This is a genomic window from Stutzerimonas sp. LR2 (assembly GCF_055755175.1).
In genome coordinates this window covers 443161-470033 of record NZ_JBVTRR010000002.1, presented here as the reverse complement: position 1 = coordinate 470033, position 26873 = coordinate 443161, and the positions used below count along the sequence as shown (strand labels likewise).

Sequence of the window (26873 nt, the reverse complement as noted above, 5' to 3'; positions counted from 1 at the left end):
AACAATTGTCAATTGGCGCGCCATTCGCCGAGGCGTGCACGCAAGCGCGCAGCACACTGGCTATGCAACTGGCTCACACGCGACTCGCTGACTCCCAGCACCTGACCAATTTCCTTCAAGTTCAACTCTTCGTCGTAATACAGCGACAGCACCAGCTTCTCGCGTTCGGGCAGATTACCGATGGCATCGGCCAGCGCCTGCTGGAAACGCTCGTCCTCCAGATCGCGAAACGGTTCCGGATGGGTGCTGCTCGCGTCTTCCTGCAGTTCGCCGTGCTCGCCTTCCTGCAGCAGATCGTCAAAGCTGAAGAGGCGGCTGCCCAGCGTGTCGCCGAGAATGGCGTAATACTCGTCGAGGCTAAGCTTAAGTTCGGCCGCAACCTCGTGATCTTTAGCGTCACGCCCGGTTTTCGCCTCGATGGCGCGGATCGCCTCGCTGACCATGCGCGAGTTGCGGTGCACCGAGCGCGGCGCCCAGTCTCCCTTGCGCACTTCGTCGAGCATGGTGCCGCGGATGCGGATACCGGCGTAGGTTTCGAAACTGGCACCTTTGCCGGCGTCGTATTTCTTCGCTGCTTCCAGCAGTCCGATCATTCCAGCCTGGATCAGATCGTCCACCTGCACACTGGCAGGCAGGCGCGCCAACAGGTGGTAAGCGATTCGCTTGACCAACGGGGCGTACTGATCGATCAGGCGGTACTGCGCATCCTTTGCCTGAGCCTTGCTGTAATACATAGCGGATCCGGCACCTGTCATTCGTGACTTTGAGAAGCGGGACTGATGAGGCGCTCCACGAAGAATTCGAGATGGCCGCGCGGTGTTGCGGGCAACGGCCAGGTATCGATCTTCTGTGCGATGGCCTTGAAGGCCAGCGCGCATTTCGAGCGCGGATAGGCCTCGTAGACCGCACGCTGTTTCTGTACCGCCTTGCGCACGGCCTCGTCGTAAGGCACGGCGCCAACGTACTGCAGCGCCACATCGAGAAACCGTTCGGTAACCTTAGTCAGTTTGGCGAACAGGTTGCGACCTTCTTGCGGCGCATGGGCCATGTTGGCCAACACGCGGAAGCGGCTGATGCCGTAGTCACGATTGAGCAGCTTGATCAGCGCGTAGGCGTCCGTGATCGATGTCGGCTCGTCGGTGACCACCAGCAGCACCTCCTGCGCGGCGCGCACGAAGCTGACTACCGAGTCGCCGATACCGGCCGCGGTGTCGATGATCAGCACGTCGATCTCGTCGCCCATCTCGCTGAATGCCTGGATCAGCCCTGCGTGCTGCAGGGACGACAGTTGCACCATGCTCTGGGTACCGGACGCTGCCGGCACGATGCGAATGCCACCTGGCCCCTGGATGAGCACGTCACGCAGATCGCACTCGCCGGCAATTACGTCGGCCAGGGTGCGCTTGCTGGTCAGACCCAGCAGCACGTCGACGTTGGCCAAGCCGAGGTCGGCGTCGAGCAGCACCACGCGCCGACCGAGATCGGCCAGGGCCAGCGCCAGATTGACCGACACGTTGGTCTTGCCGACGCCACCCTTGCCGCCGGTCACCGCAATCACCTGTACGGGATGCATACCCATGTTCACACGCCTATATCTTGCTGGGGCCTTTCGGCCGGCGATGCGCACGCAGGGCACGCATCTGATTCATTCTGGTACCGCTGTCGCCACATCATCCAGCCCGCCGTGACGAACCGTTGTACAACCCGGCGAACATATCGGCCATGGTTTCCTCGCTCGGTTCCTCGCCGGATTGCAAACTCACCGCACGGCTCACCAGCTGATGGCTACGCGGCAGATGCAGGTCGTCCGGAATGCGCGGGCCGTCCGCGAGGTAGGCTATCGGCAAGTGCTGGCTGATTGTGAGCCCGAGCACATCACCGAGGCTGCCCGCCTCATCCAACTTGGTCAGAATACAGCCAGCCAGGCCGCAACGACGATAGTTGTGCCATGCCGCCTTGAGCACCTGGCTCTGGCTGGTTGCCGCCAGCACCAGGTAATTCTTCGATTTGACACCCTTGTCCGAAAGCGCCTGCAGCTGCATGCGCAGCGTCGGATCGCTGGCGGGCAGGCCGGCAGTGTCGATCAGGATCACCCGCTTGCGCGCCAGCGAAGCCAGCGACTTGCTCAGGGGCTCGCTCGGATCGAGTTGCAGCACCGGTACGTCAAGGATGCGGCCAAGCGTCTTGAGCTGCTCCTGGGCGCCGATGCGGTAGTTGTCCATGCTCGCCAGAGCGATGCTCTGCGCGCCGTACTTCAGCACATAGCGAGCGGCAAGCTTGGCCAGCGTGGTGGTCTTGCCGACGCCCGCGGGCCCGACCAGGGCAATCACCCCGCCCTCTTCCAGCGGCTCGTTCTTGCTGACCTTGATGGCCTGCGCCAGATGCGCCAGAACCATCCGCCAGGCCTGACGCGCATCAGTGATGGCGGCGACCTTGTCCAGCAGGCTGCGCGACAGTTCCGCCGGCAGACCCAGACGCTGCAGGCGACGCCACAGGCCTGCCTGCTGCGGGCGGCGGCTCTGCTCCTGGCCCCAGGCGATCGAACCGAGCTGCACTTCGATCAGCTCGCGCAGGCCGTGCAGTTCCGAATACATCGCCTCGATCGCGCGGGCGTCCACCGCAGCGGCCGGCTCGGCCACCGCGGCAGGTTGCGGCTTGCTCGCCGCAGCGGCTAGCTTCTCGTCAACCAGTTGACGATCCTGCATCTTCGCGCGGGGTGCGGCACTCAGCTCGGCATGGGCACTGGCCAGGCGCGACTGCGTCTTGCGCAATTCGGCCTCCAGCGCGGCATTCGGCTTGGCTGCCGCCGGCGCGGACTGCATCGGGTAGTCGAGGACAGCCGTCAGCTCGACGCCGCCGGCGACCCGGCGATTGCCGATGATCACGGCATCGGCGCCCAGCTCGTCACGCACCATTTTCATGGCGATGCGCATATCGGCGGCGAAGAAACGTTTGACCTGCATGGCCTGCACCCTCGGTTAATTCTGACCCACCGTCGAGACGATGGTGACCTGCTTGTTGTCCGGTATTTCCTGGTAGGCCAGAACATGGATGTTCGGCACCGCCAGACGCGCAAATCGCGACAGCATCGCCCTGACCGGGCCGGCCACCAGCAGAATCGCTGGCTTGCCGAGCATTTCTTGACGCTGTGCCGCTTCTACCAGGGACCGTTGCAACTTTTCGGCCATTCCGGGCTCGAGCAAAATGCCGTCGTCGGAGCCCTGATTGGCCTTCTGCAAGCTATTGAGCAAGATCTGTTCCAACCGGGGCTCGAGGGTGATCACAGGGAGCTCCGGCTCTAGTCCCACAACGTTTTGCACGATTGCGCGCGACAGCGCGACACGGACCGCGGCCACCATTGCGGCGGGATCTTGACTCTTGGCGGCCACGTTAGCGATGGCCTCGGCGATGGTGCGGATGTCGCGTACCGGCACCTGCTCCTGCAGCAGCGCCTGCAGCACCTTGAGCAGCGTCGAAAGCGACACCATGCCCGGCACCAGCTCCTCGGCCAGCTTGGGCGAACTCTTGGCCAGCAGCTGCAGCAGCTGCTGGACCTCTTCATGCCCGAGCAGCTCATGGGCATGCTTGTGCAGAACCTGGTTGAGGTGCGTGGCGACGACGGTACTCGCATCCACCACGGTATAGCCGAGCGACTGCGCCTGGTCTCGCTGGCTCGCTTCGATCCAGACAGCCTCCAGACCGAACGCCGGATCCCTGGCGGCGATACCGTTGAGCGGACCGAACACCTGCCCCGGGTTGATCGCCAGCTCGCGATCCGGGTAGACCTCGGCTTCGGCCAGGCTCACACCCATCAGCGTCAGTCGATAGGCGTTGGGCAGCAGGTCGAGGTTGTCGCGGATATGCACCGACGGCATGAGAAAACCCAGATCCTGCGAAAGCTTCTTGCGAACGCCCTTGATGCGCGCCAACAGCTGGCCACCCTGGTTGCGATCCACCAGCGGAATCAGGCGATAACCCACTTCCAGACCGACCATGTCCACCGGAGTCACATCGTCCCAGCCAAGCTCCTTGGTCTCGGCCGCGCGCTGGGCCGGCAACATCTCCTGCTGCTTCTGCACTTCCTGCTCGGTCTTCTTGACCGCCTGCTTCTGCCGATGCCAGATCCAGTAGGCGCCAGCGGCGGCAGCCGCCCCGAGACTCAGAAAGGAGAAATGCGGCATGCCCGGCACCAGGCCCATCGCGATCATGATCGCCGCCGACACGGCCAGCGCCTTGGGGGAAGCGAACATCTGCCGCTGCACCTGCTGCCCCATGTCCTCGGAACTGGTCACGCGGGTAACCATGATCGCCGCCGCCGTCGACAGCAGCAGCGATGGAATCTGCGCCACCAGACCGTCACCGATGGTCAGCAGCGCGTACACCTGGCCGGCCTCGCTGAAGCTCATCTGGTGCTGCGCGATACCGATGGCGATACCACCGATGAGGTTGATGAACAGGATCAGCAGGCCGGCGATCGCATCGCCGCGGACGAACTTCGAGGCACCGTCCATGGAGCCGTAGAAGTCGGCTTCCGAAGACACCTCGGAGCGACGTTTCTTGGCTTCTTCCTGGTCGATGAGGCCGGCGTTCAGGTCGGCGTCGATCGCCATCTGCTTGCCCGGCATGGCATCCAGGGTAAAGCGTGCGCTGACCTCGGAGATGCGCCCGGCACCCTTGGTCACCACCACGAAGTTGATGATCATGAGGATGGCGAACACCACCACACCGACCACGTAGTTGCCGCCGATCACCACATTGCCGAATGCCTCGATCACGTGACCAGCCGCGCTGCCGCCGTCATGACCGTGGATGAGCACCACTCGCGTAGACGCCACGTTCAATGCCAGACGCATCAGAGTGGCGACCAGCAGAATCGTCGGGAACACGGCGAAATCCAGCGGCCGCAGTGCATAGACGCTGACCAGCAGCACGACGATCGACAGCGCGATATTGAAGGTGAACAGCACGTCCAGCAGGAACGGCGGCACCGGCAGCATCATCATGCCCATCATCACGAGCAACAGCAGCGGTACGCCGAGATTGCCGCGCCCCGCGCCTGCCAGGCCGTTGCGAATATTGATGAGTTGCGTGCGATCCACAGAAACCCCGGAATACAGAACGAATTCTTGACGCGACATGCGTCCCGACCGGGTTATAGCAAGAAGGGGTCCAACTTCGCGGTTGCGCTGCGGTCCGCGCCAGCGGCCGGCCCGGCGGTCGTAGGGCGAAGGCGCAGTCAGCCGAACGCGACCGCCAACTGGCAGTCACACTAGCAACCGGCGACAGCCCGTCGCCGTTCGTGCAAAGGAGCTTTCAGATGAAACAGTGGATCATCGCCGCGCTGGCCGGCTGCACCGCCCTCGCCGCCCAGGCGGAAACCCTGAGCGTCAAGGTCAACGCCGTTACCGCCCAGGGAATTGGCGAATCCGTGGGCAGCGTAAAGATCGAGAGCAGCGAGTACGGCCTGGTGTTTCGCCCCGAGCTGACCGGGCTGCAGGCCGGCCTGCACGGCTTTCATATCCACGCCAAAGGCAGCTGCGAGCCGGCCGAGGTAGACGGCAAGCCGACTGCCGCCGGTGCCGCCGCCGGCCACTGGGATCCGAAGAACACCGGCAAGCATGGCGAGCCCTGGGGTGACGGGCACATGGGCGACCTGCCAGCGCTCTACGTCGACAGTGACGGCAAGGCCAGCCAACCGGTACTGGCGCCGCGCCTGAAGAGCCTGGGTGACATCAAGGGCCTGGCGCTGATGGTCCATCAGGGCGGCGACAATCACTCCGACCATCCGCAGCCCCTGGGCGGTGGCGGCGCACGTGTCGCCTGCGGCGTAATCGAATAAGCGCAGTGGCCGGGCGACGCCGCCAGTCGCCTGGCCGGATCACTCGTCGCGACGCAGGTCGGGGGGAATCGGCAGATTGTTCAACGGGTCGGGGCGGCGTCCCTTGCCCGAGCGGTACTGACGCAACTGATAGACGTACGCCAGCACCTGCGCCACCGCCAGGTAGAGACCAGCCGGGATTTCCTGGTCAAGTTCGGTGGAGTAATACACCGCCCGCGCCAGCGCCGGCGATTCCAGCACCGTCACCTTGTGCTCCTGGGCGATTTCACGAATCTTCAGCGCCACGAAGTCGCCACCCTTGGCCACTAGCCGCGGTGCACCGCCCTTGTCGCCGTCGTATTTCAGCGCGACGGCGAAGTGCGTCGGGTTGGTGATCACCACGTCGGCCTCGGGCACCGCCTGCATCATGCGCCGCTGCGCAGCCTCGCGCTGCAGCTGGCGAATCCGCGATTTGACCTCCGGCTTGCCCTCGGAGTCCTTGTATTCGTCCTTGACCTCCTGCTTGGTCATCATCAGCTTCTGCTTGTTGTCCCAAAGCTGGAACGGCACGTCCACCGCCGCGATGATGATCAGCCCGCAGGCCATCCACAGGGCGCACCAGCCGACGATCTCGACGCTGTGCATGATGGCCAGGTCCAGCGGCTGCTTGGCGATGGACAGCAGGTCATCCTGATACGCCGACAGCACCAGCAGCGCAACGCCGAGCACGACGAGGAACTTGCCCAGCGCCTTGAGCAGCTCCACCAGCGCCTTGGTGGAGAACATCCGCTTGAGGCCGGCGGCCGGGTTCATCCGGCTGACCTTGGGCGCCATCGCCTTGGCCGAAAACAGCCAGCCACCCAGCGCTACCGGGCCGACGATCGACGCGATCAGCAGCGCGATCAACAGCGGCATGATCGCCTCCAGCGCCATCAGCCCGCTGCCCATCAACAGGCGCACCATGGCGCCCTCGTCCAGCAGCGTTTCCCGGCTGAGTTCGAAGGTGCCCTGCATCATCGCCATCAGGGTTTGCGCCAGGCCGCCACCGGACGCCAGCAGCCCGCCGATGCCGCCCAACGTCACCGCCACCGTACTGAGTTCGCGGGAACGCGCCAGCTGCCCTTTCTCGCGGGATTCGCGCAGGCGTTTCTCTGTGGGTTCCTCGCTTTTGTCGGCGCCGCTTTCGCTCTCAGCCATGAGCGACCTCCGTCAGATGCAGGGCACGGCTCATCAGCGCGCACCCGCCAGCTCGCGCAGCATCATCAGCGCCTCGCTGACGAATATCTGGTACTGCGCGAAGATATCGGCCATGCCGATCCAGACGATGATCAGACCGAGCACCAGGGTCAGCGGAAAGCCAATGGAGAAGATATTCAGTTGCGGCGCGGCCCGGGTCATCAGACCGAACGCCAGGTTAACCACCAGCAGCGCGGTGATCGCCGGCAGCACCAGCAGCAACCCGGCGCCCAGCACCCAGCCCAGCTTGCCCGCCACTTCCCAGAAGTGATTGGTCGACAGACCTCCCCCCACCGGCAAGGTGACGAAGCTCTCGGCGAGGATCTCCAGCACCACCAGATGACCGTTGACCGAGAGGAACAGCAGGATCACCAGCATGTTGAAGAACTGGCCGAGCACCGGCACGGAGATGCCGTTGGCCGGGTCGACCATGGAGGCGAAGCCCAGGCCCATCTGCATGGCGAGCAGCTGACCCGAGACGATGAAGACATGGAAGAACAGCTGCAGGACGAAACCGAACATCACGCCGATCAGCAGCTGTTCGGCGATCAACAGCAGCGAAGCCAGGCTCAGGGATTCGACCACCGGCATCGGCGGCAGGGTCGGCACCAGAACCAGGGCGATGGCCAGCGCCAGATACAACCGCACGCGCACCGGCACCAGCTGGGTGCCAATCAGCGGCATGCTCATCAGCAACGCGGCGATGCGAAACAGCGGCAGGAGGAACTGCCCTACCCAGCCGCCGATCTGCGCATTGCTCAGCTCAAGCACGCGCCTACCCGATCAGCAACGGAATGTTGTGCACGAGGTTCTGGGTGTACTCCATCAGCTCGCGCACCAGCCACGGGCCGGCCCAGATCAGCGTCAACAGCATGACGAGCAGGCGCGGCAGAAAGCTCAGGGTCTGCTCGTTGATCTGCGTCGCCGCCTGGAACATCGCCACCACCAGACCGACCAGCAGGCTGGGCACCACCAGCACGCCGACGATCATCGCGGTCATCCAGAGGCCTTCACGAAACAGGTCCACCGCCACTTCTGGAGTCATCTGCGTCCTTCCCTAAAGCGTGCCGAAGCTGCCGGCCAGGGTGCCGATGATCAGCCCCCAGCCGTCCACCAGCACGAACAGCATGATCTTGAACGGCAGCGAGATGATCAGCGGCGACAGCATCATCATGCCCATCGCCATCAGCACGCTGGCCACCACCATGTCGATGATCAGGAACGGAATGAAGATCATGAAACCGATCTGGAACGCTGTTTTCAGCTCGGAGGTCACGAACGCCGGGACCAGGATGGTCATTGGTGCGGCTTCCGGCGAGGCGATGTCGGTGCGCTGCGACAGCCGCACGAATAGCTCCAGGTCGCTCTCGCGGGTCTGCGCCAGCATGAAGTTCTTCAGCGGTACTTCGGCGCGGGCGATCGCCTCCTGTGCCGGAATCTGCTCGCTCAGATAGGGCTGCAGCGCGTCCTGGTTAATCCGGTCGAACACCGGCGCCATGATGAACAGCGTGAGGAACAGCGTCAGGCCGATGAGGATCTGGTTCGACGGCGTCTGTTGCAGCCCCAGCGCCTGACGCAGGATCGAGAAGACGATGATGATCCGGGTGAAGCTGGTCATCAGCATGACGAACGCCGGGATGAAGCTCAGCGCCGTCATGATCAGCAGGATCTGCAGACTGACCGAATACTCCTGCTGCCCCTCGGCATCGGTGGTCAGGGTGATCGCCGGGATCGACAGCGGATTGTTGCCCTGCGCCAGGATGCCGGAAGGCTCCTGTGCCATGGCCAGAGGGCCGACCAGCATCAGCGTGGCCAGCAGCAGAATGCGCAACATCAAGGCTTGTCCTTGTGATCCTTGCCGAGCAGCTCCATCAGACGCTGGGCGAATTCAGGGTTGGCCGGCTCGGCATCCGGCAGGTGCACCGGCTCGCGCATCACATGCAGCGGCGTGATGCGCCCGCCACTCAGGCCGACGAGAATCTGCTCACCACCGACCTGCACCAGCACCAGCCGCTCACGCGGCCCCAGCGCCTGACTGGAGACCAGCTTGATCACCTGGGCGCCACGCGGATTGAGCTGCTGTACACGGCGCAGCAGCCAGGCCAGCAGGAAGATCAGACCGATCACCAGCAGCAGGCCGAGCAACAGCTTGCTCAGCTGCGCACCCATGCCCGCGCTGCTCATGCTCGTTGCCGGCTCCGCCGCCCACACCGGAAGCGCCACGAGCGCGGCCAGAATTGCCAGGCCACGCATGTCAGCGCAACTTCTTGATGCGTTCGGTGGGGCTGATCACATCGGTCAGCCGGATACCGAACTTCTCGTTGACCACCACCACTTCGCCGTGGGCGATCAGCGTTCCATTGACCAGTACGTCCAGTGGCTCGCCGGCCAGTCGATCGAGCTCCACCACCGAGCCCTGATTGAGCTGCAGCAGATTGCGGATGCTGATCTCGGTACTGCCGACCTCCATCGAAATCGATACGGGAATGTCGAGGATGACGTCCAGGTTCGGGCCGTCCAGCCCCAGCTGCATACCATTGGATTTCGGCGCACTGGCAAAATCCTCCAGCGGCGCGCGCGGCGCCGCGGGTGCGGCGGGCGCCGCCGCTGCCGGCCCCTGGTTCAGCAGCGCATCGATATCGTCCTGGGAGGCATCGCCCGCCTCGGCCAGGGCCGCGGCCCACTCGTCGGCCAGCGCCTGTTCCTCGGGAGATGTAGTGTCGCGTTCGTCTGCCATCGCTAATCCTCGATCGGCTCGAATTGAGTAAAGGGCTGGTTCAGCGTGGGCGAACCACGGGTTCCAGCACCTGCAATGCCAGGTTGCCCTTGTGGGCACCCAGCTTGACCTTGAAGGCCGGCATGCCATTGGCGCGCATGATCATGTCTTCCGGCATTTCCACGGGAATCACATCGCCGGGCTGCATGTTGAGAATGTCGCGCAGCTTGAGCTGGCGGCGCACAACCGTCGCGCCCAGCGGTACATTGACGTCCAGGATGTCCTCGCGCAGGGCCTTTACCCAGCGCTCGTCCTGGTCGCTGACATCGGACTGGAAACCGGCATCGAGCATCTCGCGGATCGGCTCGATCATCGAATAGGGCATGGTCACGTGCAGATCGCCGCCGCCACTGTCCAGCTCGATGTGGAAGGTGGACACCACCACCACCTCGCTGGGGCTGACGATGTTGGCCAGCGCCGGGTTCACCTCTGAGTTGACGTACTCGAAGTTGACGTCCAGCACCGCGTGCCAGGCTTCCTTCAGATCGGCAAAGGCCTGATCCAGCACCATGCGCACGACGCGCAGCTCGGTCGGGGTGAACTCGCGGCCCTCGATCTTGGCGTGGCGCCCGTCACCTCCGAAGAAATTGTCCACCAGCTTGAACACCAGCTTGGCGTCGAGGATGAACAATGCCGTGCCACGCAGCGGCTTCATCTTCACCAGGTTGAGGCTGGTCGGCACGTACAGCGAATGCACGTACTCGCCGAACTTCATCACCTGGACGCCGCCCACCGAGACATCGGCCGAGCGGCGCAACAGGTTGAACATGCTGATGCGGGTATAACGGGCGAAACGCTCGTTGATCATTTCCAGCGTGGGCATGCGCCCGCGCACGATACGGTCCTGACTGGTCAGGTCGTAGCTCTTGATGGACCCCGGCTCGGAATCGCTTTCGGTATCCACCAGACCGTCGTCGACCCCGTGCAGGAGCGCATCGATCTCGTCTTGCGAGAGCAGGTCTTGAACAGCCATCTGCGGCAGCCTTCTATTGCAATACGAAGTTGGTGAAAAGCACTTGCTCGATGGCAAGCTTGCCAATTTCCTTCTGCGCCAGCTCCTGCACGCTGGCAGTCGCCTGCTGACGCAGCATCTCCTTGCCTACCGGCGTTTTCAACGCCTCGAAATCCTGGCTGGACAGCAGCATGACCAGACGATTGCGCAACAGCGGCATGTGCACTTTGAGCGCATCCAGCGCCGCCTGATCACGTGACATCAAAGCGATGCTCACCTGCATGTAGCGCTGCCGCCCCTTGTGGTTGAAGTTGACCACGAACGCCGGCATGAGCACCTCGTAGATGGCCGGCTGCTTGCCGGAAACGGTAGTCGCCGCCTCCTGCGTCTTGCTGCCTTCCAGATCGTCGCCCTTGCTCATGAAGTACAGGGTGCCGCCCACGGAAAGTCCTACGGCCACCAACATGGCGACCACGATCAGGATGATGAGTTTCAGTCGCCCCTTGCCCGCTGGCGCCGCATCCGGCCCGGTGGGCGGCACCGCTGCGGGAGCCTGTTTCTTAGCCATGCCAAATATCCGTCATCAACAGCGTTTCGTTGTGGGTTTTGCGAGTTCGGAGCAACAGCTGTGCCAACGTCCTTTCACCGGCACGGCTACGGCGCCAGCCAAATGCGGCTCGGACAAGGTATCAGGAAATCGAAGACGGCAACCTCTGCGCCAGGCCCGGGACAGCGACAAGCACGACGGGCGGCGACAGGCCGGCGCCAGCCTCGAGGCTACGCCGGCGTCGGAAGATATTGGCGGGGGGGCGCCTTAGGCGTAGTAATCCACCAGGCCACGATCGCCCGTGGCCCGGTTGCTGGCGATCTCACTGACACCGACCTGCAGTTCTTCTTCGGACTCTGCCGAAGCTCCGCCGCGCGACGAACCACCCTCGCCACCGCCCTGCCAGCCGCGGGCCAGGGACTGATCGGAGACGTTGACATCCATCAGGTTCATGCCCTGCTGGGTGAACATTTCGCGCAAGCGCTGCATCTGGCCTTCAAGGGCGTCACGCACACCGGCATGAGGGCTGAGGAATGTCACCTGGGCCTGATCCTTGGTCAGATCGATCCGCACTTCCATGCGACCAAGCTCAGCCGGATCGAGCTGGATCTCGGCCGACTTCAAGTTCTGGCTGGACAGCCACATCACCCGATCCACCACTGCCTCGCTCCAGCCGGCCTGCTGCATCTGCACCGGCTGGCCAGGAACCAGGGCCGGTCGCTGCGGCTGCTGGACCTGCTGGGCGATGGCCTGGCTCAACGGGTTCAGGCGAGCCGCAGCTGGGTCTGCGGAACTCGAGCTGCGGCTCTCCTTCGGCCCCTCGAGGCTTTCCAGAAGCTCCTTGGTTGCCAGCTCCAGCTCTGGCTCTTCAGGCGTATCGGCGGTCTGGCCGGCCAATAGACTGGCGAAACCGTCATCCGCTTCGGCTTTCGCCTGAGCGTCCACGAGCGGGTTCTGTGGTTGTGCCTGGACGGCCTTCGGCAGCGCGCTCGACGCTTCGTCCAGCGTCGGCAGCCCCGCAGAGAGTGTCTCCTCCATCGTCTGATCGATGGCGGCAGCAATCGGCGGCTGCGCGACCGGCAAGCCGGACAGAAGCGTCTCACCGCCTGCATCCGTCACCGGTTGTACGTCTTCCGCGGGCACCAGCTGGGCGCCCAGACCGAGCAGCAGCAATGGGTCGAGCTCGCTGTCGGGCGCCTCGTCCGTCACCGTTTCGGCAGGCAAGGTGTTGCCGCTCTCGGCAACCGCCGGCTTTTCGTCACTGGTTGCGCCGGCGGCCTCTTGCCGCCCCTTGTCCTCGACGGACTTGTCACGGGCGCCATCGTTGCGCGCGGGTCGGTCGACCGGCTTGGCCTGGCGCTCCTTGGCGTAGACATCGGAAAAGCTGGCGTTGCCGTTGTCCCGACCGTCGCGCGGCGTGTCAGGCGCCTTGGTCGCGGCTTTGGGTCGCGCATCGACGGTCGGGGATTTGAGCAACAGGTCGGGGGAAACGGCCATGAGGAGATTCCGCTACGGATGGATCGTGGCGGGAAACGGAGCAAGTTCCGGGCCAGCGTAGCGATGCCCTGTCGGAACAAGCTGGACCGCGTGCTTGACGGGCAGGTTCGCCGCATCGCCTGGCCGGCGACGGGCGACTGCGTCAGAGAATTGGCCGCTCAGCCGTAGCGCTGACGCTCGGCACGAAACAGGATGCCGATGATGGCGAACTCGCGCTCGATGGACTCGATGAGCGCCGGCGCCTTGCCCAGCTGCTCCTCCCGAGCCGCGGTTTCCAGCTCCTGACACAATTCGGCCAGCAGGGTCGCACCCATGTTGCTGCAGCTGCCTTTGAAACTGTGTGCGGCACGGCGCAGCGCCTCGGCCTGGTCAGCCTGACATGCCTGGCGAAGCAGCCGAACCCGCTCTTCGGAATCGGCGAGAAAGGTATCCAGCAGCGCCGGATACTCACTCTCCATTACATCCTGCAGCGTGGCCAGCACGGCGCTGTCGAGATGAGCGTTGGACACCGCGGCACTCCAGTCGAAAGCGGTGGATTATGCCTCAGCCTGCCAGACGAACTCCACGCTCAGCCCGCGCCCATCCGACTGCCAGTCGAATCCGTCGCTCAGCCGGCGTACCAGATGCAGCCCCCTGCCACTGAAACGATCGGTGCCGAGCTGGACTTGCAGCGCCTTTTTGACATCGAACCCTGCACCGCTGTCGTCGATGCAGATGCGCAGGCGACCGCCTGTGCTGTCGGTCTTGATCGTCAGCTCGAGATGAACATGCCCGTTCACCAGCGACTGCAAGCGTTGCTGGCGCTGCTCGTAGTAACGCTTGAAGCCCTCGGCGTCGCACTTGAGGGACGAGTCCAGCCCCAGCACGCCGTGCTCCAGCGCGTTGGAATACAGCTCGCCCAGTACCGTGTAGATGGCACCGGCACGCGAGCGCAGCTGGTTGACCTGTAACAGGATCTGCAGCAGCGAAGGCAGTGGATTGCCGTTGCGCAGGCTCTCGGCCCGCAGCTCGACGCGGATCGACCAGTCCATTGGCCGGGAGCGATGCGCCGTGGCCGAGACAGTCGGCGGCATAGGGAGCGCGTCCCGGCTCACCACGACCTCGACCAGACTGAGGTCGTCGTGCGGCTGCCCATGGAAATCCAGGAGCGCCTGTTCGATCTCGTCGAACACCGTCGCGGGATCCCGATTGGCTTCCAGGGCGGCCAGCAGCCGCTGCTCGCCGAACAGCTCGTCGGCGGCGTTGCGGCTCTCCACCACGCCGTCGGAAAGCAGCAGCAGGCGATCGCCGGGGGCCAGCGGGTAGTGTTCGAACTTGTCATCGAGCGCCGTCGCGGACACCACGCCCAGCGGGAGATGCCGGGAAACCAGCGCGGTACGCCGGCCATCGGCCGAAATCAGGTAGCCATCCGGCAGCCCGCCGTTCCACACGCGCAGGGTGCCCTGCTTGGCGTCGATATCCAGCAGAGTGGCGCAGCAGAACATCTCCACCGGGAGGATCTGTTTGAGCTTGGCATTGATCTCGCGAAGGATGTCGGTGCTGGAATAGCCCTTGGCGGCCATGCCGTAGAAGGTTTCGGCCAGCGGCATCGCGCCGATCGCTGCCGGCAGGCCATGGCCGGTGAAATCGCCGAGCAGCACGAACATCTGCCCAGCCGGCGCGTGGGCCGCCAGCAGCAGATCGCCGTTGAATAGCGCCTGCGGGGACTGCCGGTAGCGGATGTTCGGCGCACTCAGGCAACCGGCGTGAGCGACCTTGTCGAAGATCGCTTTGGCCGCACGATGCTCGTCGAGCAGCTGCTGGTTGCGTCGGGCGATCAGATCGCGCTGCTCGAGCACCGTGGCCTGCAGACGGCGCAGGCGATGCATGGCCTGGATCTTGGCTTCGAGGATGATGGGGTTGTACGGCTTGGCGATGAAATCGTCACCGCCCGCCTCCAGGCAGCTGACCAATGCCTGGTTCTCGCTGAGCGAGGTGAGAAAGATGATCGGGACCAGTTCGTCACCGGCCAACCGCTTGATCTGCCGCGCTGCCTCGAAGCCGTCCATCACCGGCATCAAGGCGTCCATCAACACCAGTTGCGGACGCTCCTGCTGGAACAGGGCCACCGCTTCCTGCCCATCGGCGGCGGTGAGCACCCTGTGCCCCTGCTTGCCGACGATGGTGGACAGCAGCATCCGATCGACCGGGCTGTCCTCGGCGATCAGGATCGACAGCCGCATGGGCATGTCAGGCGATCACGAACAGTTGTTCGAAGTTGGAAACCGAAAGGATCTTGCGTACGTCCGGGCTGCAGTTGAGCAGGCGGATGTCGGCTTCGTCGCCGCCGGCATGGTCGCGCAACAGCAGCAGCATGCCCAGCGCCGAGCTGTCCATGTAGGTGGTGCCCTGCAGATTGACCACATAACGCTGCGGGCTCACGTCCTGACGCTGGTAGGCGTCGCGGAAGGCCTGATGCGCATTGAAGTCGAAGCGTCCGCTGATGGCTATGGTCAGCTCCTGCCCATCTGCCGAAGGCTGCGAGGTAATGGTCATGTGGCACTCCCTGATCCGGAACATCTCGACGGCCGCTTCGTTGGCAGCCATCGTTGATTATGCGAGTTGGGCAGCCGCACACCGGCTGAAAAGGCAGCGATCCAGGCCAGCGAACTGACAGGGCGGGACCGAACCGCTATTCATAACCCGATCGGCGACCGCCGCGTTGAACGGGTGAAGATTTATCATTCAAGCCTCGGCGCGGCAAGCACGAATCCCGCCGGAGCCGCCTCGTGCTGCCGCGAAACAGAGCCGGTGCCGCTCAGTGTTCCCGTGAACGACCGGCCAGACGCTGGGCGAATTCGTCGAGCAGTTTCTGTTCGCGCTTGTCCGCCGCGATACGGGCTTCGCGCTGATAGCTCTCGATGAGCTTGCTCAGCCCTTCCACCCGCGCGTGCCGCTGGTGCCACTGCTGGCGCACCTTGAGCAGGTTGTCGCGATACCAGTTGACACTACGCTGCTGCTGGCCGATGGCCGACTCGAGCTGGGACAGGAAGCGCTGGTAGTTCATCAGCCACTGGCCGGATACGCCCTGGCTGCCCTGCTGCATCCACTGTTGCTGATAGTCGCGGAAGTACTGCTCGAGCTCGGCCAGTTTGCCCTCGGCCTGCGTCAGCTGGGTCTGTGCCTGCCCCAGCAACCGCGCGGCGTCGCGCTCGGCGCGCTCGGCCATCTCGATGACCGGCGCCAGGCGCGCCGCCCGACTGGCCGCCATCGATTAGCCCGCCTGCCGGGGGGCGAACACCGCAGCCAATTGCGCGGCACTCTGGCTCAGCCCCTCGCTTTCATCGAGCCCCTGACGCAGGTAGCTGACCATTTCGGCCTGGCGCGCAATGGCCATGTCGGTTTCCGGATCGCCACCCGGCACGTAGGCGCCGACGCTGATCAGATCGCGGCTCTGCTGATAACGGGACCAGAGCTGCTTGAAGCGCTGCGAAGCGCGAACGTGCTCGGCGCTTACCACCTGCGGCATCACCCGGCTGATGGAAGCCTCGATGTCGATGGCCGGGTAATGGCCCTCCTCCGCCAGCCGACGCGACAGCACGATATGGCCGTCGAGTACACCGCGCGCGGCATCGGCGATCGGGTCCTGTTGGTCGTCGCCCTCGGAGAGCACGGTATAGAACGCGGTGATGGAACCGCCGCCCTGCTCGGCATTTCCGGCGCGCTCGACCAGGCTGGGCAGCTTGGCGAATACCGACGGCGGATAACCCTTGGTTGCCGGCGGCTCGCCTATGGCCAGGGCGATTTCACGCTGGGCCTGGGCGTAGCGGGTCAGTGAGTCCATCAGCAGCAGCACGTTCTTGCCCTTGTCGCGAAAGTACTCGGCGATACGTGTGCAGTATTGCGCGGCGCGCAGACGCATCAGCGGCGCATCGTCGGCCGGCGAGGCGACCACCACCGAGCGCTTGATGCTCTCTTCGCCGAGGATATTCTCGATGAATTCCTTTACCTCGCGACCACGCTCACCGATCAGCCCGACGACGATGATGTCGGCCTCGGTGAAGCGCGTCATCATGCCCAGCAGCACCGACTTACCGACACCCGTGCCGGCGAACAGCCCGAGGCGCTGGCCGCGCCCGACCGTGAGCAGCCCATTGATGCTGCGGATGCCGACATCCAGCGGTTCGCTGATGGGATGGCGCTTGAGCGGGTTGATCACCGGACCATCCATCGGCACCCAGTCCTCGGCGCGCATGCCGCCCTTGCCATCCAGGGCGCGCCCAGCGCCATCGAGCACACGACCGAGCATGGACATGCCCATGGGCAGGCGTCCGGTGTTGACCAGCGGCACGACCCGCGCGCCTGGCGCGATACCGGCCAGGCTGCCGACCGGCATCAGATACAGCTTGCCGCTGGAGAAGCCCATCACCTCGGCCTCGACCTCGGTCGGGTGATAGCTGTCGTCGTTGATCACCAGGCAACGGCTGCCGACCGCCGCCCGCAGCCCCTCGGCCTCCAGTGTCAGGCCGACCATGCGCAGCAGACGGCCCTCAAGCAGCGGCTGGCTGGGCAGCTTGATCGCCGCTTCATAGGTTTCGAAACGTTTGGCGAAACTGACCCGCTCAAGGCGCATCGGACACGTCCAGATCGACATTCAGGTCGGCAGCCGGCGGATGGGTGGCGTTCTCCCGCTGCTGCTCGAACAGTTGCTTGATGGCCTGGGTCAGGCGCGTTTCGATGCTGGCATCGATACGGCTGTGCTCGGTTTCGATATGGCAGCCGCCTGGCAACAGACTGCTGTCCTCGAGGATGCGCCAGCTTTCCTCGTGGCGTTCGCGCAGCGCCTTGATCAGCTCGAAGTCCTGCGGATTGACGTGAATGCGCACGTTGCTGGCACCCATGGGCAGCAGCTTCAGCGCCTCGCGCAGCACCTGGCGAATCTGGCTGGAGTCGATCAGCAGATCGCGCTGGATCACCTCACGCGCCATGTGGCTGACCAGCGTGACCATGGCATGCTCGAGGTTGCGGTCCTGATCGGCGATCGGTTCGAGCAGCTGCTCCATCAGCCGCTCCAGGCTCTGCAGCCGCGGCGCCAGAGACGCCTCGGCCTCCTGCCGGGCCTTGAGCTGGCCCGCATGGAAGCCATCCTTCTCGCCAGTGGCGAAGCCTTCGTTATAGGCCTGCTGGCGAATCGCCTCGAGCTCATCGAGCGTCAGCGGTTTGACTTCCTCGACCGGCACGTCCTCGCTACGCGCCAACTCTTCGACCGTTTCCTCCACGCTGGGCGCTGACGGCAGCTCCTCTTCCTCGCCCTGCGGGTCGAAACTGGGCAGCGACCAGCGATCGAACAGGCTGACGTCTTTCGCGCGAATGAGGTCGCTGGGGTTGTCCTTCGCCATGTGTGAGGTGTTGTCCTGGTTAGATCATCTCTTCGCCGCCCTTGGAGCCCAGGACAATTTCCCCGGCCTCGGCCATGCGACGAGCGATGGTGAGAATTTCCTTCTGGGCATTTTCCACGTCGCTGACACGTACCGGCCCTTTGGCCTCCAGATCGTCGCGCAGCAGCTCACCGGCGCGCTTGGACATGTTCTTGAAGACCTTCTCCTTGATGCCGTCGTCGGCGCCTTTGAGCGCCATCACCAGCACGTCGGAGGATACCTCACGCAGCAGCACCTGGATGCCACGGTCGTCGACCTCGGCGAGATTGTCGAAGACGAACATCAGGTCTTCGATCTGGCTAGACAGGTCCTCGTCCACCTCGCGGATGGCGTCCATGAGCTGACCTTCGGTGGAGCTGTCCAGGTAGTTCATGATGTCGGCCGCCCGCTTCACGCCGCCCAGGCTGGCGCGGCTGGTATTGGTGCTGCCGGAGAACTGCTTCTCCAGGATCAGGTTCAATTCCTTCAGGGCGGCGGGCTGCACGGTATTCAACGAAGACACGCGCAGCACGATGTCCAGGCGCACCTTGTGGTCGAAGTGGGACAGCACCTCGCCGGCCTGATCCGGATCGAGATAGGCCACCACGATGGCCTGGATCTGTGGATGCTCGTAGCGGATCACATCGGCCACGGCGCGCGGCTCCATCCACTTCAGGCTGTCCAGACCGCTGGTGTTGCCGCCCAGTAGGATACGATCGATCAGGCCGCCGGCCTTGTCCTCGCCCAGTGCCTGGGTGAGCATCTTGCGGATGTAGCCGTCGGAGCCGACGCCCAGACTGGTCTGGTCGCCGACGATCTCGACGAACTCGCTCATCACCTGCTCGATCTGTGCCTTCTGCACGTTGCGCATCTGCGCCATGGCCGTACCGACGCGCTGGACCTCTTTCGGGCCGAGGTGGCGCAGCACCTGCGCCGCATCGGTCTCGCCCAGCGAGAGCAGCAGGATGGCAGCCTTGTCGACCTTGTTGAGCTTGGCTGGAACTCGATTGTCACTCATCGGCGTTGATCCACTCTTTCACCACCTGGGCTACCCGTCCCGGGTCATCGGCCACCAGGTTCTTGATCGCGTTCAGCTGGGCTTCATATCCCTCGCTGGGGCTTGGCAGCAGGATGTTCTGCGGACCGCTCAGGCTGACCCTGTCGTTGGCCAGGCCGCCATCCAGACCTTCGTCCTCGCCCAGTTCACCGGGCATGCCGGCCACCTGCAGTTCTTTACCGGCGTTCGGATTGGTCAGGCTCTTGAGCACAGGGCGCAGTACACCGAACACCAGCACCAGGATGAACAGCACGCCGAGCACCTGCTTGACGACATCCCAGAACCAGGGCTGCGAGTAGAACGGAATCTCCTCGAAGGTTTCACCGAAGCTGTCGGCGACGAAGGCGGTATTGATCACGCTGACGCTGTCGCCGCGGCTGGCGTCGAAGCCAACGGCGTCCTGTACCAGCCGGGTGAAGCGCGCCAGATCGTCGGCATTCCACGGCACGCGCACCATCTCGCCAGCCGCATTGAGCGACATCTGGTCGTCGACCACCACCGCCACCGACAGGCGGCGCAGGCGGCCATGCTGCTGCTTGGTGTAGCTGATGGAACGGTCGAGCTCGTAATTGCGCGTGGCCTGCTCGCGCTTGTCTGCCGGGAACGGCGCCAGCATCGGCTGGCCGGTCACCGGGTCCATGATCTGCTGACCGTTGGCGTCCACCAGCGGCTGGCCGGGCGCCACGGCACCGGCGGCCGCAGCAGCCTGATTGGCCTGCTCGGGAGCCGAAGCCGGGCCCGGCGGCTGGTTGCTCAGGGCACCCGGCACACCTTGCGGCGGCAGGCTGCTCTGGCGCTGTTCATTGACGCTCTGCTCGCTGCGCAGTGCCGGCTGGTCCGGGTTGAAGGTCTCCGAGGTGGATTCAACCGCGCTGAAATCCACATCCGCCGAGACTTCCGCCTTGTAGCGGCCACTGCCAAGCACCGGCTGCAGGATATTGTGCACACGCTGGGTATAGAGGCTTTCCATGCGGCGGCTGTAGTCGAACTGCTTGCCCGCCATGCTCAGCTCGGTCAGCTCCTGTTGGTCGGAGAGCAGGTTGCCCTTCTGGTCGACCACGGTGATCTGCGACTTGTTGAGCTCCGGCACGCTGGTGGCGACCAGGTTGATGATGGCCATCACCTGGCTCGGCTCCAGCGCTCGCCCTGGATAGAGTTCCACCAGAACCGAAGCGCTGGGCTTGCGCTCGTCGCGCACGAATACCGAGCTTTTCGGAATCGCCAGGTGCACACGAGCACCCTTGACGTTGTTCAGGCTGGAAATGGTACGACCCAGCTCACCCTCGAGGCCACGGCGATAACGGGTCGCCTCCATGAACTGGCTGGTGCCGAGGCCCTGATCCTTGTCCAGAATCTCGAAACCGATGTTGCTGTCGGCCGGCGCGATGCCGGCGCCTGCGAGCTTCAGGCGGGCACGCGCCAGATCATTGGCCTTGACCAGCAGGGCGCCGGAATTGGGTTCGACGGTATAGGCGATGTCCGCGGCAGCGAGGGTTTCCATCACCTGATTGGCATCCATTCCCGCCAGGCTGCCGAGCAGCGGGCGGTAATCGGGTTGCTGCGACCAGAGCACCACGGCAAAACCCATCGCCACGCTGGCCGCCAGCCCGACCAACAGGCCGATCTGTCGCAGCATGGACATTTCCGAAAGGTTTTCCAGGAACGACAGGCCCAGCAAGGGCTTCTTGCCACCCTCGGGGGTTGCCGGCACCGGAACGTTGCTCACCGCTTCAGCCATGATTCAATCCGCCTCACACCGGCATCTGCATGATGTCTTGGTAAGCCTGAACCAGCTTGTTGCGCACCTGGGTCATGGCCTGAAAGGAAACGCTGGCCTTCTGCGAGGCGATCATCACTTCGGTCAGGTCGACGCCGCCCTGCCCCATCTCGAAGGCAGAGGCGAGCTGGCTCGAAACCTGCTGGGTTTCGTGCACCTTGTTCACCGCCTGGCCAAGCATGTCGGAAAAGCTCGGCGCGCCGACCTCCTGGGTCTGGACCTCCGGCTTGGAACGCGCCATGGCATCGGTCTGCATGGCCCGCATTTCCAGCATCAAGCGATTGAATTGAACGCCCTGACTCATCTAATCCTCCAACAGCCGCGGTTTTTTTGACGCATCGCGCGGCGAGCAAAGACTAGATAGCAACAAGGGTGCCAGTTCGCAGGTGAAGCGCCTGGCGGGGCGATGACAGGCAGCAGTCATTGCCGACTGTTACGCCCAACGCGCCTTTGGCTGTACCGGGACGCTGGCCAGCGCAGCCCCCTAGGCTTGTACCATAGGCCGCGGCAGCCGTCGGCCTCCCATCGCTCAGCAGAAGAACAGCAAAGAATGAACGAAATCAGTCGCAGCGCCCTGCGTCCTCTGAGCGACAGCTCGCCATCCACTGTCGTCGCCGGCTTCATTGCCATGCTCACCGGCTACACCAGTTCACTGGTGCTGATGTTCCAGGCGGGCCAGGCGGCCGGGCTGAGCGCCGGACAGATCTCGTCGTGGATCTGGGCGCTGTCCATCGGCATGGCGATCTGCAGCATCGGCCTGTCGTTGCGCTATCGCACGCCCGTGGTGGTTGCCTGGTCGACGCCCGGCGCCGCGCTGCTGATCACCAGCCTGCCCGGCGTTCCCTATGCCGAAGCGATCGGCGCCTTCATCTTCGCATCGGCCTTGATCGCGCTGTGCGGCATCACTGGCAGCTTCGACCGCCTCATGCGGCGGGTACCGGCGTCCCTGGCCGCCGCGCTGCTGGCAGGCGTGCTGTTCAACATCGGCAGCGAAATCTTCCGCGCCGTTGGTGTCCAGCCGGTGCTGGTGCTCGGCATGTTCTTCAGCTACCTGCTGACCAAGCGCCTGCAGCCACGTTACGCAGTGCTGGCCGCACTGCTGGTGGGTTGCCTGATCGCCGGGGTTACCGGCCTGCTGGATTTCCAGCGCTTCAGCCTGCAGATAGCGGTGCCGGTGTGGACCACCCCGGCGTTCTCTTTCGCTGCCGTATTCAGCATCGGCATCCCGCTGTTCGTTATCGCAATGGCCTCGCAGAACATGCCGGGGCTCGCCGTGCTGCGCGCCGAGGGCTATCAGGTGCCGGCTTCGCCACTGATCTCGACAACGGGCATCGCCTCGGTGCTGCTAGCCCCATTCGGCTCCCACGGCATCCATCTGGCGGCGATCACCATGGCGATCTGCGCCGGCCCGGAGGCGCACCCCGACCCAGGCAAACGCTACACCGCAGCAGCCTGGTGCGGCGTGTTCTACGGCATCGCCGGTATCTTCGGTGCGACGCTGGCGGCGCTGTTCGCGGCCTTTCCGGCCGCGCTGGTGCTGTCCATCGCGGCGCTGGCCCTGCTCGGCTCGATCGGCTCGGGGCTGACCCAGGCGATGCAGCAACCCAACGAGCGCGAAGCGGCGCTGATCACCTTCATGGTGACGGCATCGGGGCTGACGCTGTTCGGCATCGGCGCGGCGCTGTGGGGCCTGATCGCCGGCGTGCTGACGCTGTTGATCCTCAAGCCACGCAGCTAGCTGGTATGCCGCGCGGGGTGCATCGGCGCGCGGCGAAGGCAACGGGCACGTTCGCTGTTAGGCCGGCTTGATCATCACCAGCGCGAAACCGGCGGCGATGCCCGCCAGGGCGATCAGCCAGCCGATTCGGTGGGCGCGGTTCTTTTCGGCTTGCCGGATGGGGTCGACGGGCTTCTTCTTTTTCACGGTAGGTCTGCCTTCAGCCAAGGATGCCGCACCGGCCTCAGGGCGGCCGGCGCAGCGCGCTTTTTAGGCCGGGCGGGGAGAATTGTCCAGTCATGTCGGCCGAGCATGCCGGCAGCAGGCGTTATCCCAGCGGGCTTTCTCCCGCGTTCGGCTCGTCACTCGGTTGGCTGTCGTCAGCGTTCTCGCCGGAATCCGGCACGTCGCCGTATTCGTCGTAATCGGGCGGGGTCAGTCCATCCTTGAGCGGGTCGTCTGGATCGATCATGGCAGCGTCCTCGGCAGTGGGTTCAGTGCGTTGGAGTGCCGTACTAGCTGGTCGTTCTGCGATCGTCGACAGTGGACCCGGCCTGCGGTACCGCTGCCGAGAGCGCTTCGATGATGCGGCAGTCCTTCACCGACGACTGATTGCAACCGGCCAGGCGCTGCAACTCCGCCTCGAGCCGCTGCAGGTCGGCGATGCGCTGGCGCACCTCGACCAGGTGAGTCTGAACCAGGCGATCGACATCGCTACAGGCGTGACCCGGCTGATCGGCCAGTTCGACCAGCGTGCGAATTTCATCAAGGGAGAAGCCCAGCTCCCGCCCCCGCTTGATGAACCGCAACCGCGCCACGTCCTGAGCCGTGTAGCTGCGATAGCCGGACGACGTCCGCAACGGCGCCGCGAGCAGGCCGATGCGCTCGTAGTAGCGGATGGTCTCCACGTTCACAGCCGTGGCCTGGCTGAGTTTGCCGATGGTGATAGACATGGCTAGATCCTGGCTCGCGGCAATCGGATATGGCTGAAGGCAACCGTCAGGAAATATCGATCTGGTAACGGAACCCATCGGCAGCAGCACGAGAAATGCGGTATTCGAGCGGGCTTCGGTCGTAGCCCAGGGCGACCCGCTCGATGATCACCATCGGCGCACCCTCCTTGATCGCCAGAAACCTGGCCATGGCGCCATCGGCCTCCCCCACCGTCAGCGTCTCCTTCGCCGAGGCGACACACTGGCCGCACTGGGTTTCGTAGAACGGATACAGCAGCTCGCCAAACCCCTCGATGTCGACTTCCAGCAGCGCAGCAAAGCGGGTGGCAGGCAACCAGATGTCCTCGTGAAAAAGCGTCCGCCCCTCGATGATCCGCAGTCGCTCAAGGTGAATGACCTTTTCGCCATCCTGCAGCCTGAGTGCAGCCGACACCGTATCCGCTGGTTCCTCAACTGTCCTGGCCAGAATCCGGCTGCCCGGGATCTCGCGCCCGCCGCTGGCATCCACCTGGCGAAAGAAACGCGCTAGCGAGGCATCGAAATTCGGGCGGCGCACGAAGGTGCCGCGGCCCTGGCTACGCAGCAGCAATCCCTCGTTCACCAACGTGTCCACAGCCTTGCGCACGGTGCCGATCGCCACGCCATAAAGCCTGGTCAGCTCCGCTTCGGTGGGGATGGGCGCGCCGGGCATCCACTCGCCTGCTGCGATCTTCGCCAGCATCTCTTCGCGCAGCCGCTGATAGAGCGGCAGGCGCTCGTCGTATCCGAGTATCGGGGTGTTCATTTCATCGATTCGTTCATTGACCCGGCACAACTGTACCACCGGCCCAGCGATTGACAGAGAGGCTGAGCTAACTATATGGTCATCTATTCATATATATGACTAGATGAAACCATAAAGACCGTACAGTCCCATTACGCGTCTCGCTTCTCCATCACTACAACAATCAGGGTTATCACAATGACCGGCCTTCACCCGCCTGCGATCACTGGCGTCGACACCCACGCCCATGTCTTCCGGCAAGACCTGCCGATGGTTTCCAACCGACGCTACAGCCCGCATTACGATGCACTGGTCGAACAGTATCTTGCGCATCTCGATCGCCACGGGCTTTCCCACGGCGTGCTGATCCAGCCGAGCTTTCTCGGTACCGACAATCACTTCATGCTTGACGCGCTACGCCGTTATCCGCAGCGACTGAGGGGCGTTGCGGTGGTGGACGCAAGCATCAGCGATACGCAGCTAGACGAGCTGGAAGAAGCCGGCGTGGTAGGCATCCGGCTGAATCTCATCGGAAAGGCGCTGACCGAATACGCCAGCGCTGAATGGATGGGGCTATTCGCTCGGCTTGGTGCCCGTGGCTGGCAGGTCGAAATCCAGCGCGGCATCGACGATGTGGCGCTGGTCATTCCCGGCCTGCTGGCTTGCGGAGTGACGGTGGTGATCGATCATTTCGGGCTGCCTACCGGCGGAATCGATGCCGGGAAACCCAATCACCAGGCATTCCTGCAATCGCTGGCCAACCCACAGGTCTGGCTCAAGCTCTCCGCCGCGTATCGGAGCCAATCCGACATCGCGCAAGCGGCAACGGTGCTGGCCAAGGCACGCCATGCAGCCGGTGGCATCGAGCGATTCGTCTGGGGCAGCGACTGGCCCAACACCCAGTTCGAAAGCCAGACCGATTACACCGAGCAGCTTTCCCTCATCGACATCCTGCTGCCGGATACTCGTGAGCGGACTCAGGTATTGCTGACCAACGCGGCAAAGCTGTTCGGCTTTGCGACGTGCAACTAAACGATCCGTCACACAACAGGACATATCCATCATGATGAGCCTGCTCGTCGTCGCGGCTATCGTTGTCGCAGTCGCCCTCGGCTACAAAACCAAGATCAACATCGGTCTGTTCGCCATCGCGTTCGCCTACCTGATCGGCGCGTTCGGAATGGGGCTCAGCCCTTCCGAAATCATCGCCATGTGGCCGCTGAAGATCTTCTTCGTGATCTTCTCCGTCTGCCTTTTCTACAGCTTCGCAACGGTCAACGGAACGCTGGAGAAACTTGCCGAACACCTGATCTACCACTGTCGATCGGTGCCACAACTGCTCCCCTTTGCAGTGTTCTTCACCGCCACGCTCATCTCCGCGATGGGCGCCGGCTACTACACCGTACTGGCGTTCATGGCACCGATCACCCTGTTGCTCTGTGAGCGTACCGGCATGAGCCTGATCGCCGGCGGGATGGCTGTGAACTATGGAGCCCTGAGCGGAGCCAACTTCGTATCCAGCCAAAGCGGCATCATCTTCCGCGGCCTTATGGTCAACGCCGGCATCACGGAGAACGAGGCCTTCATCAATACCGCGGGCATCTTCGTCAGCACGCTGGTGATCCCGTTGCTGGTGATTTCGGTGCTGGTCTTTCTGACCGGACACGGTAAAGCCATGAAGGCTTCGGTCTTCGCCGCGACACCACCGACGCCGCTGAACCGTGAGCAGCGGATGACGCTGTGGCTGACGCTGGCAATGATGGCCATCGTCCTAGCGGCACCAATCGCCTACCTGATGTTGCCGGACAACCCGACAGCCCGCCTCGTCAACTCGAAGATGGACATCGGTCTGATCGCCAGCCTGTTCTCGGTGATCGCGCTACTCCTCAAGCTCGGCGACGAGCGCAAAGCGATGGCATCGGTACCCTGGGCCACGCTGATCATGATCTGCGGCGTCGGAATGCTGATTTCGGTGGCGATCAAGGCCGGCACCATCGACATCCTGGCGTCGTGGATGGGCAACAGTATTCCGCCGATTCTGGTGCCGCTGGTGTTCGGCATCGTCGCGGCATTCATGTCACTGTTCTCCAGCACCCTGGGCGTGGTCACGCCCGCGCTGTTTCCGATGGTGCCGCCGATCGCCTCGGCACTGGGGCTGGACCCGCTGATCCTGTTCGTAGCCATCGTCGTCGGCTCGCAGGCGACCTCGATCTCGCCATTCTCCTCAGGAGGCAGCCTGATCCTCGGCTCCTGCCCCACCGAGCAAAGCCGCACCGTGCTGTTCCCGCAGCTGCTGTTCCGCGCCGCCCCGCTGGGGTTCGTCGCGGCGCTGATATTCAACGTGCTGCTGACCGTCCTCTACTGACCCACCGCCATGGCCCGAC

General features: G+C 63.8%; 30 protein-coding genes. 4 read left to right on the top strand and 26 right to left on the bottom strand.

Translation table 11 applies throughout. The annotated features are described in order from the left end of the window. Positions 1-8 precede the first annotated feature (8 nt). The 4 genes from fliA to flhA all read right to left on the bottom strand — a co-directional run bounded on the left by fliA (position 9) and on the right by flhA (position 5099). Positions 9-734, bottom strand: coding sequence for an RNA polymerase sigma factor FliA (fliA, locus tag ACVRRC_RS08695; protein WP_013983217.1), 726 nt, complete (start codon positions 732-734; stop codon positions 9-11). 17 nt (positions 735-751) lie between these two features. Continuing rightward, positions 752-1579 (bottom strand): flagellar synthesis regulator FleN, encoded by an 828-nt coding sequence (gene fleN, locus ACVRRC_RS08690; protein ID WP_017243982.1) that lies wholly within the window; start codon positions 1577-1579, stop codon positions 752-754. A 91-nt stretch (positions 1580-1670) separates the two neighbouring features. Then, a complete protein-coding gene (gene flhF, locus ACVRRC_RS08685; protein WP_061373191.1) occupies positions 1671-2963 on the bottom strand; it encodes a flagellar biosynthesis protein FlhF in 1293 nt (430 codons plus the stop codon). 15 nt (positions 2964-2978) lie between these two features. After that, complete coding sequence (flhA, locus tag ACVRRC_RS08680; RefSeq protein ID WP_017243981.1) at positions 2979-5099, bottom strand: flagellar biosynthesis protein FlhA; 2121 nt, start codon at positions 5097-5099, stop codon at positions 2979-2981. A gap of 218 nt (positions 5100-5317) precedes the next feature. On the opposite strand from flhA, the gene sodC reads away from it, so the two are divergent. After that, the gene (sodC, locus tag ACVRRC_RS08675) at positions 5318-5839 is read left to right on the top strand and encodes a superoxide dismutase family protein (protein WP_011913684.1); all 522 of its coding nucleotides are present in this window, start codon (positions 5318-5320) and stop codon (positions 5837-5839) included. A 39-nt stretch (positions 5840-5878) separates the two neighbouring features. Here sodC and flhB read toward each other — a convergent pair whose 3' ends face one another. From flhB to fliE, 18 genes are all read right to left on the bottom strand, one after another. Beyond that, entirely contained in the window at positions 5879-7015 is a 1137-nt protein-coding gene (flhB, locus tag ACVRRC_RS08670; protein ID WP_011913685.1) for a flagellar biosynthesis protein FlhB, read from the bottom strand. Between the two features lie 33 nt (positions 7016-7048). Continuing rightward, positions 7049-7825 carry a flagellar biosynthetic protein FliR gene (gene fliR / locus ACVRRC_RS08665; RefSeq protein ID WP_011913686.1) on the bottom strand — a complete coding sequence of 259 codons (777 nt, stop codon included), beginning with the start codon at positions 7823-7825 and terminating at the stop codon, positions 7049-7051. A gap of 4 nt (positions 7826-7829) precedes the next feature. Continuing rightward, positions 7830-8099 (bottom strand): flagellar biosynthesis protein FliQ, encoded by a 270-nt coding sequence (gene fliQ, locus ACVRRC_RS08660; protein ID WP_011913687.1) that lies wholly within the window; start codon positions 8097-8099, stop codon positions 7830-7832. A 12-nt stretch (positions 8100-8111) separates the two neighbouring features. Further along, positions 8112-8888: a flagellar type III secretion system pore protein FliP gene (gene fliP, locus ACVRRC_RS08655; RefSeq protein ID WP_013983223.1), complete on the bottom strand. Its 777-nt coding sequence runs from the start codon at positions 8886-8888 to the stop codon at positions 8112-8114. Then, the gene (gene fliO / locus ACVRRC_RS08650; RefSeq protein ID WP_011913689.1) at positions 8888-9307 is read right to left on the bottom strand and encodes a flagellar biosynthetic protein FliO; all 420 of its coding nucleotides are present in this window, start codon (positions 9305-9307) and stop codon (positions 8888-8890) included. The genes fliP and fliO overlap by 1 nt, the downstream gene beginning before the upstream one ends. 1 nt (position 9308) lies before the next feature. After that, positions 9309-9791: a flagellar motor switch protein FliN gene (fliN, locus tag ACVRRC_RS08645; RefSeq protein ID WP_013983225.1), complete on the bottom strand. Its 483-nt coding sequence runs from the start codon at positions 9789-9791 to the stop codon at positions 9309-9311. A gap of 40 nt (positions 9792-9831) precedes the next feature. Then, positions 9832-10803 (bottom strand): flagellar motor switch protein FliM, encoded by a 972-nt coding sequence (gene fliM, locus ACVRRC_RS08640; RefSeq protein ID WP_013983226.1) that lies wholly within the window; start codon positions 10801-10803, stop codon positions 9832-9834. A 13-nt stretch (positions 10804-10816) separates the two neighbouring features. Beyond that, positions 10817-11350, bottom strand: coding sequence for a flagellar basal body-associated protein FliL (gene fliL, locus ACVRRC_RS08635; RefSeq protein WP_011913692.1), 534 nt, complete (start codon positions 11348-11350; stop codon positions 10817-10819). Positions 11351-11596: 246 nt separating this feature from the next. Next, positions 11597-12826, bottom strand: coding sequence for a flagellar hook-length control protein FliK (locus ACVRRC_RS08630; protein ID WP_045158431.1), 1230 nt, complete (start codon positions 12824-12826; stop codon positions 11597-11599). 158 nt (positions 12827-12984) lie between these two features. Next, positions 12985-13335, bottom strand: a complete 351-nt coding sequence (locus ACVRRC_RS08625) for an Hpt domain-containing protein (protein ID WP_011913694.1) — start codon at positions 13333-13335, stop codon at positions 12985-12987. Between the two features lie 27 nt (positions 13336-13362). Further along, positions 13363-15054 (bottom strand): ATP-binding SpoIIE family protein phosphatase, encoded by a 1692-nt coding sequence (locus tag ACVRRC_RS08620; RefSeq protein WP_196298790.1) that lies wholly within the window; start codon positions 15052-15054, stop codon positions 13363-13365. Position 15055: 1 nt separating this feature from the next. Further along, positions 15056-15361 carry an STAS domain-containing protein gene (locus tag ACVRRC_RS08615; protein WP_011913696.1) on the bottom strand — a complete coding sequence of 102 codons (306 nt, stop codon included), beginning with the start codon at positions 15359-15361 and terminating at the stop codon, positions 15056-15058. A 262-nt stretch (positions 15362-15623) separates the two neighbouring features. After that, the gene (gene fliJ / locus ACVRRC_RS08610; RefSeq protein WP_011913697.1) at positions 15624-16076 is read right to left on the bottom strand and encodes a flagellar export protein FliJ; all 453 of its coding nucleotides are present in this window, start codon (positions 16074-16076) and stop codon (positions 15624-15626) included. A gap of 3 nt (positions 16077-16079) precedes the next feature. After that, entirely contained in the window at positions 16080-17438 is a 1359-nt protein-coding gene (gene fliI / locus ACVRRC_RS08605; protein ID WP_014597067.1) for a flagellar protein export ATPase FliI, read from the bottom strand. Further along, positions 17428-18204, bottom strand: a complete 777-nt coding sequence (fliH, locus tag ACVRRC_RS08600; RefSeq protein WP_011913699.1) for a flagellar assembly protein FliH — start codon at positions 18202-18204, stop codon at positions 17428-17430. Before fliH ends, fliI begins: the two co-directional genes overlap by 11 nt. Positions 18205-18223: 19 nt before the next feature. Continuing rightward, entirely contained in the window at positions 18224-19240 is a 1017-nt protein-coding gene (gene fliG / locus ACVRRC_RS08595; RefSeq protein ID WP_472996859.1) for a flagellar motor switch protein FliG, read from the bottom strand. Next, the gene (gene fliF / locus ACVRRC_RS08590) at positions 19233-21017 is read right to left on the bottom strand and encodes a flagellar basal-body MS-ring/collar protein FliF (protein ID WP_013983230.1); all 1785 of its coding nucleotides are present in this window, start codon (positions 21015-21017) and stop codon (positions 19233-19235) included. The genes fliG and fliF overlap by 8 nt, the downstream gene beginning before the upstream one ends. Positions 21018-21030: 13 nt before the next feature. Then, entirely contained in the window at positions 21031-21360 is a 330-nt protein-coding gene (gene fliE / locus ACVRRC_RS08585; protein WP_011913702.1) for a flagellar hook-basal body complex protein FliE, read from the bottom strand. 246 nt (positions 21361-21606) lie between these two features. On the opposite strand from fliE, the gene ACVRRC_RS08580 reads away from it, so the two are divergent. Further along, positions 21607-22794, top strand: a complete 1188-nt coding sequence (locus ACVRRC_RS08580; protein ID WP_045158433.1) for a benzoate/H(+) symporter BenE family transporter — start codon at positions 21607-21609, stop codon at positions 22792-22794. Positions 22795-22851: 57 nt separating this feature from the next. Here ACVRRC_RS08580 and ACVRRC_RS08575 read toward each other — a convergent pair whose 3' ends face one another. From ACVRRC_RS08575 to ACVRRC_RS08560, 4 genes are all read right to left on the bottom strand, one after another. Then, positions 22852-22980, bottom strand: a complete 129-nt coding sequence (locus ACVRRC_RS08575) for a hypothetical protein (protein WP_019407085.1) — start codon at positions 22978-22980, stop codon at positions 22852-22854. A 121-nt stretch (positions 22981-23101) separates the two neighbouring features. Then, positions 23102-23245, bottom strand: coding sequence for a hypothetical protein (locus ACVRRC_RS08570; RefSeq protein WP_013982396.1), 144 nt, complete (start codon positions 23243-23245; stop codon positions 23102-23104). 43 nt (positions 23246-23288) lie between these two features. Beyond that, a complete protein-coding gene (locus ACVRRC_RS08565; RefSeq protein WP_048328837.1) occupies positions 23289-23726 on the bottom strand; it encodes a MerR family transcriptional regulator in 438 nt (145 codons plus the stop codon). 46 nt (positions 23727-23772) lie between these two features. After that, complete coding sequence (locus ACVRRC_RS08560; RefSeq protein WP_048328836.1) at positions 23773-24510, bottom strand: GntR family transcriptional regulator; 738 nt, start codon at positions 24508-24510, stop codon at positions 23773-23775. Between the two features lie 177 nt (positions 24511-24687). On the opposite strand from ACVRRC_RS08560, the gene ACVRRC_RS08555 reads away from it, so the two are divergent. Together ACVRRC_RS08555 and ACVRRC_RS08550 are read left to right on the top strand one after the other, a co-directional pair. Further along, positions 24688-25521 (top strand): amidohydrolase family protein, encoded by an 834-nt coding sequence (locus tag ACVRRC_RS08555; protein ID WP_048328835.1) that lies wholly within the window; start codon positions 24688-24690, stop codon positions 25519-25521. Between the two features lie 31 nt (positions 25522-25552). Next, entirely contained in the window at positions 25553-26854 is a 1302-nt protein-coding gene (locus tag ACVRRC_RS08550) for an SLC13 family permease (RefSeq protein ID WP_048328834.1), read from the top strand. Positions 26855-26873: the final 19 nt, after the last annotated feature.